Genomic DNA, 7,598 nt, shown 5'->3' on the forward strand with positions numbered 1-7,598 from the left:
CCGTTCCTCCGTTTGCGGGCGGGGCCCCCCGGCGGGGGCCCCCCCCGGGGTACAACACATCCTTTGGCGCGGGGGGCCCTCCGTAGGGTTGCCGGCCCCGCCACCGGAAGGGGTGAAGAGTCGTAACTTTCCCGTACGGTCCGCGTTCGAGCGCGCTAGAGCCGGGGGCGGCGCCCCGGGTCCCCCGGCCCCCGTGCCGGACCTGCCGGAGCCGGGGTCAACTGCCGGGGAAAACCCACGGGTTGGGCTTGCACTGGATGCCGCCGATGTCGAGCGACTTCGTCTGCTGCTGCATGATCGGCGCGAGGGCGCCCGGGGTCTGGCAGTTCACGTGCCCGTGCCCGAGCCGGTGGCCGACCTCGTGGTTGATGAGCATCTGCCGGTAGGCGAACATCTGGTCCGCGCCGTACGTCGCCGAGCCCTGCGCCCACCGGAACGCGTTGATCATCACCCGGTCGGTGGATGCGGAATCGCAGCTGACGTTGTCGACCGTGGTGTCCAGCCCGGACTTCGCGCACCACACCCCGGTGGTCCCGGGGCTGGCGAGGGTGATCACGAAGTCGGCCTCGCCGCCCGGCACCCGCTCGAAGGTCTTCACCCCGCCGTGACCCCAGCTGCGGTCGTCGTTGAGCGTGCGGTGGACGGCCTCGGCGAACAGCTGGGGGTCCAGGCCGAGCCCCTGCTCGACGTCGACCCGGTAGCGGACCACCTTGCCCTTGCCGGGCGCCGGAGCCACCCCGGGCACGGTGTCGAAGACCCCCGACCCCTTCAGCTTCTCGTCGATGGGGAACTGCTGGGCCATCTTCTGCTCGTACGACAGCTCCGGCGCGGCGGCGACCGGCGCCTGCGGGGTCGGCCGGCCGTCGGACCGGGAGGCGGCGGACTGCCCGGGCTGGGCCCGGTCCGGCACCTGGCCGGCGGACCGCGTGGCGCTCGTCGCGCTCTGTCCCTCGGAGGCCATGTGCACCGCCACGACCACGGCGATCACGGTGCTCACGGCCACGGCGGCCATGCCGGTGTACATACGGGCCTTGCGGCCGCGGCCGGAGCCGGTCCGCTCCTCGCCGGGGGTCTCCTCGGGCGTCCGCGGCGCCTGCGGGACGCGCGGGCCGGGCACCCGGCAGTGCGAGCCGGTGGAGGCGACGGGGTCGGCTGCCGCGGGGGGCGTGCGCAGTTCGGGCGCAACGGCCTGTGCGGGCAGGGTGACCTGCGGGAAGCCGACCGCGGGCGTGCCGAAGGCGGGGGTGTCGGTGTCCAGGACGGCCGCGGTGCTGCGGCGCGGGCGCGGTACGGCGCCGCGGTCCGGGTCCGCGTCGGCGGGGCGGCCCCAGGCGGGGGGCCCGGGCCGGCCGCCCCAGGCGCCCCCGGGCTCGTGCTGCTCTGGGTGGCCCGCGGGACGGGCGTCCGGCTCGGGCCACTGCCGGGGCGCGTATCCCCGGTGGCTGACGGTCGGTTCGGTGTGGCGGTGGCCAGCCGGTCCCCCGTGCGCGGGGCGGGCCCCGTACGGCAGGTGCTCCTCGTACGGCCGGTGCTCCGCGGAGGGGAGGTCCTCGCCGTACGGCCGGTACTCCTCGTACGGGAGGTCCTCCCCGTACCCGGGATGCGCCGCGGGCTCCGGCACCGGCGCCGGCCGGGCGGGGGCGGGGGCGGGGCCCTTGCGACTATGTCGTCCCACGGTCGTCAGCCTCTGCCGTCTTCGGTAGTGCGTGCGGACTCGTTCAGCAGGTCCCGGAAGGCGGTCGCCACCACCTCGGGGTACTCCATCATGGCCACGTGCCCGGCCTCGGGCAGGCACAGCAGCCGCGAACCGCGGAAGGCCGCGGCGGCCTTGCGCGCCATACGGTACGAGACCAACAGGTCGCGGGCGCCGTAGATCAGCAGGGTCGGGGCGAGCACCCGCTGCGCCTGACGCCACAGACCGTGCTGGCCGCCGAGGGTGTAGGCGTCGACGATGCCGCGCGAGGAGCGGGTCATCGCCTCCCAGAAGTACGGAAGGGCGAGCCGCCGCTCCATCTCCTCCACGGCGTGGCGGAAGCCCTCGGGCGTCACCCGTGAGGGGTCGCCGTAACAGAGGTCCGTCACCCCCCTGGTGCGCTGCTCGGCGGTCAGGCCGCGGGTCAGCCGGGCGAGCAGCGCGGCCGTTCCGGGGACCGCGAGCAGCGCCGTGGGCACGGCCGACCTCTGCACGCGCAGCTCCGGCAGCGCGGGCGAGACCAGGGTCAGCGTGCGCACGAGGTCGGGCCGGACGGCTGCGACGCGGGTGACGACGGCGCCTCCCATGGAGTTGCCGAACAGGTGCACCGGGCCGCGTCCGGCGGCGTCGAGGTGGCGGATGACCGCGCGGGCCATCGCCGTCAGCGAGTAGTCCCGGTTGGCGGGCGGCGGGGACCAGCCGAAGCCGGGGAGGTCGAGGGCCTCGCCGTCGACCTCGTCCTCCAACTGCGCCATGAGGTCCGACCAGTTCGTCGAGGAACCGCCGAGTCCGTGCACGAACAGGGCCGGAGGCAGAGCGGGGCGGCGCGGTGGCCGGAACCGTACGGCCAGCTCCAGGCCGGGCAGCACGACGGTGCGCACCTGCTCGCCCTCCGCCACGCGGGCGGCCCCCACCTGGGAGGACGGCTCGGCGGTGGAGCGTAGGCCCGGCAGCTCGGTCGAAGACATGGGGGCAATGTTACGAGACGATCACGTCCGGACTCTTGTGTTCGGCATCACAGGCGCATGCGGATCCGCGTAGCGGGGTATTGGCGATCCTCCTAGGCTCATAGGTGAGCAGGCCCACGAGGGGTGAGGGAAGAAGGGGAGCCAGATGAGTGTCGATCCCGCAGAGCCGGACAGCTTCCACGACCGTTTCCGGGATCCCCTCGACGCGGAGGCACCCGAAGCGGACACCGCGGAGCAGCTGGCCGAGGTGCAGCCGGACGAGGACGACCGGGTCACCGGTGTCGACCGCGACGAGGCGACCGACGGTGACGCCGTCGAGCAGGCGCGGGTGGTGCCCCTGGACGAGGACGACTACCGCTGACGGGCGACGCTACCGCCGAGTACCCCGCCGAGCCCCGCTGACCAGCACCTCAGGGTGGTCCGCACAGCGAGAAAACTCGGCTCGGACCCTACAGATTCGGTTACCGAAAAGTACGATGGCGGCGCGGCGCAGAGCGCACTGTGTTCTTAGAGAAAGTGGGAGGCGGCGTGACAGCCATCGAGCAGACCGAGGCAGCGCGTCCCCGGGGCACGCGCCTGCCGCGCCGAGCCCGACGCAATCAGCTCCTGGGCGCGGCCCAGGAGGTCTTCGTCGCGCAGGGTTACCACGCGGCGGCGATGGACGACATCGCCGAGCGTGCCGGAGTCAGCAAGCCGGTGCTCTACCAGCACTTCCCCGGCAAGCTCGATCTGTACCTGGCGCTGCTGGACCAGCATTGCGAGGCCCTGCTGCTCGCCGTGCGCACCGCGCTCGCGTCGACCACGGACAACAAGCTGCGCGTGGCCGCGACCATGGACGCCTACTTCGCGTACGTGGAGGACGAGGGCGGCGCGTTCCGGCTGGTCTTCGAGTCGGACCTGACCAACGAGCCGGCGGTGCGGGAGCGCGTCGACCGGGTCTCGCTCCAGTGCGCCGAGGCGATCTCCGACGTCATCGCCGAGGACACCGGCCTGTCGAAGGACGAGTCGATGCTGCTGGCGGTGGGCCTCGGCGGGGTCTCGCAGGTCGTGGCCCGGTACTGGCTGTCCAGCGAGAGCCCGGTCGCCCGGGACACGGCGGTGGGACTGCTGACCTCGCTGGCCTGGCGCGGTATCGCCGGCTTCCCGCTGCACGGCACGGACGCGGGGCAGGGCGGACAGGGCGCGCAGTCCTGAGTCCGGGCACCGGCGTCCGGGCACCGGCGCCGGCTCCGGGCTCGGCGCTGTTCGCTGCGAGCATGTCCGCAGCGCCGGGTCGCCGTCCCCTCTCCGGGCTAATGTGGACCGGGTACGGCGCGGCGACACGCGCACAACGGACCGTCGGAGGGACAAAGCCGTGGAGGTCAAGATCGGCGTGCAGCACGCACCCCGGGAGATCGTGCTGGAGAGCGACTTGAGCGCCGAGGAGCTGGAGCGCGTCGTCACGGCCGCGCTGACCGGTTCGGAGCCGCTGCTGAGCCTGACCGACACCAAGGGCCGCAAGGTCCTGGTGCCGTCCGACCGCCTGTCGTACGTCGACGTGGGCGAGCCGAGCGTGCGCAAGGTCGGCTTCGGCGCGCTCTGACGCTCCGGCCGCTTCGGGAACTGGGTGAAACGGCCCGGTGGTTGATTCCACCGGGCCGTTTCCCTTTCTTCCGCTTCGGGTAGGACCGCAGTGACCTGGTTTGCCCCTGATCTTCGGGAGGCCTTCATGCTGCTGATGGAAGCGCTCGGCTCCGCCCTCCTGGGCCTCGCCCTGTCCGGAGCGGCCGTGCGGGTGCTCGCGCAGCGGCTGCCGTCCCCGAGAGTGGTGCTGGTCAGCGGGACCCTGGGGGCCCTGTTCGGGGCGTTCCTCACGCAGTACGCGCTGGGCCCGGGGCACAACACCCTGACCGCGACCTTCGTCGGCGCCGTGCTGGTGGCGACGGTGGTGCTGTCGCTGCTGCTGCGCCCGGGCGCCGGGCCGCGACGATCATCCCGCCCGGCTCCGTTTTCGCTCCCGTCGCGGGGTTGACCGGCCGCCGCCGGCCCTGAAGCGGACACACGTCGGCCCCGGTGCGCAGGCGATCCTGCGCGCCGGGGCCGACGTACGCCCGGGCCTGACGGCCGTCCACGGGGGCGGCGAGGCTTCCGGGCGGTGAGGCTTCTAGGCGGCGAGGCCGAGGGCCGCCATACGCTTGGTGTGGGCCTTGGTGATCCGGGTGAACATCTCGCCGACGGCCGCCAGGTCGAAGCCCGCGGCCATCCCGTCGACGCCGCCGACGAGCATCGTGGAGAGCGCGTCGCGCTCGGCGACCACCCGCTGGGCCTGCGAGAGCGCCTCGCCCATCAGCCGGCGGGCCCACAGCGCGAGCCGGCCGCCGACCCGCGGGTCGGCCTCGATGGCCGCGCGGACCTTCTCGACGGCGAAGCCGCCGTGGCCGGTGTCGTCGAGCACGCTCACGACGAGCGCGCGGGTGTCGGTGTCCAGGTGGGTGGCGACCTCGCGGTAGAAGTCGCTGGCGATCGAGTCGCCGACGTACGCCTTGACCAGGCCTTCCAGCCAGTCCGACGGCGCGGTCTGGCGGTGGAAGTCGTCGACGCCCTTGGCGAAGGGCTCCATGGCGGCGGTCGGCTCGACCTCGATCGCCGCGAGCCGGTCGCGCAGCCGCTCGAAGTGGTGGAACTCCGCGGAAGCCATCTTCGCGAGCTCGGCCTTGTCGTCGAGGGTGGGCGCGAGCTTCGCGTCCTCCGCGAGGCGCTCGAAGGCCGCGAGCTCTCCGTACGCGAGCGCGCCGAGCAGGTCCACGACGGCGGCCCGGTACTGCGGCGAAGCGGAGGCGGTCGCCCAGTCCTGGGCCGCGATCCCGCTCTTCTCGGCGGGCGTGCTGTCGTCGGCGGGCGATGCGTTTTCTACGGTCGACATGCTCCGCACAATAGCCCGCCGGAACGCCGCCCAGGGCACCACGTCCGGGCATGGCCGGTCCACCTAAACGCGACTACCAGGTGAATTCACCCGACACAGCTGCGCGATTCCGGGGTACAGTGGTAAAGCGCCTGCCGGATACTCGGCGGGCCATCCGAATGAGGATGCCCGGTCGGTGGCCCGATCGGCTCCACCCGACCGCCCTCGGTGTGATGCGTACGCACATGCGTACCGCCTCCCACGAGGGGCCCCCTCAGCGGCACAAGCGCTTGAGCGAAGGCCAGTGGTCCCGCGCAGCTTCGTACGACCCTCCCGAACATGGGCGGGCGCAGTACTGCAAGCCCGGCACGGTACGACCCCCCTCGCCGCCTCGCGCCGCGTCTCACAGAAGAGGCAGCACCCTGACTACGTTCCGAGACCTCGGGATCCTTCCCGAAACCGCCGAAGCCCTTGAGGCCGTCGGCATCGTGACCCCCTTCCCGATCCAGGAGATGACCCTCCCCGTCGCCCTCTCCGGCACGGACGTCATCGGCCAGGCGAAGACCGGAACCGGCAAGACGCTCGGTTTCGGCCTTCCGCTGCTGGAGCGGGTCGTCGTCCCCGCGGACGTCGAGGCCGGCCGGGCCGCGCCCGAGCAGCTGACCGACGCCCCGCAGGCCCTCGTCGTCGTCCCGACGCGCGAGCTGTGCACCCAGGTCACCAACGACCTGCTGACCGCGGGCAAGGTCCGCAACGTCCGCGTCCTCGCCATATACGGCGGCCGCGCGTACGAGCCCCAGGTCGAGGCGCTCAAGAAGGGCGTCGACGTCATCGTCGGCACCCCGGGCCGCCTGCTCGACCTGGCCGGCCAGAAGAAGCTCGACCTGTCGCACGTCAAGGCGCTCGTCCTGGACGAGGCCGACGAGATGCTCGACCTGGGCTTCCTGCCCGACGTCGAGAAGATCATCAACTACCTCCCGGCCAAGCGTCAGACGATGCTGTTCTCGGCGACCATGCCGGGCGCGGTCATCGGCCTGGCCCGCCGGTACATGACGCAGCCGACGCACATCCGCGCCACCTCGCCCGAGGGCGAGGGCGTGACCGTCGCCAACATCAAGCAGCACGTCTTCCGTGCGCACAACATGGACAAGCCGGAGCTCGTCTCCCGCATCCTGCAGGCCGAGGGTCGTGGCCTGGCCATGATCTTCTGCCGTACCAAGCGCACGGCGGCCGACATCGCCGAGCAGCTGGAGAAGCGCGGTTTCGCGTCCGGCGCCGTCCACGGCGACCTGGGCCAGGGCGCGCGCGAGCAGGCGCTGCGCGCGTTCCGCAACGGCAAGGTCGACGTGCTGGTGTGCACCGACGTCGCCGCGCGCGGTATCGATGTCGAGGGTGTGACCCACGTCATCAACTACCAGACGCCGGAGGACGAGAAGACCTTCCTGCACCGGGTGGGCCGCACCGGCCGTGCGGGCAACAAGGGCATCGCCGTCACCCTGGTCGACTGGGACGACATCCCCCGCTGGCAGCTGATCAACAAGGCGCTGGAGCTGGACTTCCACGAGCCCGAGGAGACGTACTCCACGTCCCCGCACCTGTACGAGCTGCTGAACATCCCGGCCGGCACCAAGGGCATCCTGCCGCGCGCCGAGCGCACGCGGGAGGGTCTGAAGGCCGAGGAGCTTGAGGACCTGGGCGAGACCGGCGGCCGCGGTGGCCGTGGCGGCCGCGGACCGGCCGCCGCCGCTGCCGCGGTGGTCGAGGAGCGTCCCGCCCGTACGCGGACCCCGCGCCAGCGCCGCCGTACGCGCGGCGGTGCCGAGGTCTCCGCCGCTTCCGTGACCCCGGTCGCGGAAGCAGCCGAGGCGGCCGAGGCTCCGGCCGCGGACGAGCCGCGCAGGCCGCGCCGCCGCCGTACCCGCGTGTCGGCCGCGTCCGCCGCGGTCGCGGTGGCCGAGGCAGCCCCGGTGGCCGAGGCAGCCCCGGTGGCCGCGGTCGTCGAGGCCCCGGTGGCGCCGGCGGCTCCCGTCGAGGAGGCCCCGGTCAGGCCGAAGCG

At 73.0% G+C, this 7,598-nt stretch carries 8 protein-coding genes; 5 read left to right on the plus strand and 3 right to left on the minus strand.

From position 1 onward, the window contains the following. Positions 1-217: 217 nt before the first annotated feature. Together AC0666_RS01775 and AC0666_RS01780 are read right to left on the minus strand one after the other, a co-directional pair. Positions 218-1,675: a DUF3152 domain-containing protein gene (locus AC0666_RS01775; RefSeq protein ID WP_468963214.1), complete on the minus strand. Its 1,458-nt coding sequence runs from the start codon at positions 1,673-1,675 to the stop codon at positions 218-220. Positions 1,676-1,680: 5 nt separating this feature from the next. After that, the gene (locus AC0666_RS01780) at positions 1,681-2,661 is read right to left on the minus strand and encodes an alpha/beta fold hydrolase (RefSeq protein ID WP_468963213.1); all 981 of its coding nucleotides are present in this window, start codon (positions 2,659-2,661) and stop codon (positions 1,681-1,683) included. Between the two features lie 145 nt (positions 2,662-2,806). On the opposite strand from AC0666_RS01780, the gene AC0666_RS01785 reads away from it, so the two are divergent. The 4 genes from AC0666_RS01785 to AC0666_RS01800 all read left to right on the plus strand — a co-directional run bounded on the left by AC0666_RS01785 (position 2,807) and on the right by AC0666_RS01800 (position 4,672). Beyond that, positions 2,807-3,022 carry a hypothetical protein gene (locus AC0666_RS01785; RefSeq protein ID WP_361721943.1) on the plus strand — a complete coding sequence of 72 codons (216 nt, stop codon included), beginning with the start codon at positions 2,807-2,809 and terminating at the stop codon, positions 3,020-3,022. 167 nt (positions 3,023-3,189) lie between these two features. Continuing rightward, complete coding sequence (locus AC0666_RS01790; RefSeq protein WP_361721946.1) at positions 3,190-3,855, plus strand: TetR/AcrR family transcriptional regulator; 666 nt, start codon at positions 3,190-3,192, stop codon at positions 3,853-3,855. 160 nt (positions 3,856-4,015) lie between these two features. Continuing rightward, positions 4,016-4,243, plus strand: coding sequence for a DUF3107 domain-containing protein (locus AC0666_RS01795; protein ID WP_356845441.1), 228 nt, complete (start codon positions 4,016-4,018; stop codon positions 4,241-4,243). A gap of 129 nt (positions 4,244-4,372) precedes the next feature. Next, positions 4,373-4,672 (plus strand): hypothetical protein, encoded by a 300-nt coding sequence (locus AC0666_RS01800; protein WP_468582619.1) that lies wholly within the window; start codon positions 4,373-4,375, stop codon positions 4,670-4,672. 132 nt (positions 4,673-4,804) lie between these two features. Here the strand turns inward: AC0666_RS01800 and AC0666_RS01805 are convergent, their stop codons facing one another. Further along, positions 4,805-5,563, minus strand: a complete 759-nt coding sequence (locus AC0666_RS01805) for a ferritin-like fold-containing protein (RefSeq protein WP_361721950.1) — start codon at positions 5,561-5,563, stop codon at positions 4,805-4,807. A gap of 491 nt (positions 5,564-6,054) precedes the next feature. On the opposite strand from AC0666_RS01805, the gene AC0666_RS01810 reads away from it, so the two are divergent. Further along, positions 6,055-7,598, plus strand: a 1,544-nt coding sequence (locus tag AC0666_RS01810) for a DEAD/DEAH box helicase (RefSeq protein WP_478706991.1), incomplete at its 3' end; no start/stop codon positions are given.

The sequence above is a fragment of the Streptomyces sp. NPDC043680 genome (assembly GCF_056436685.1).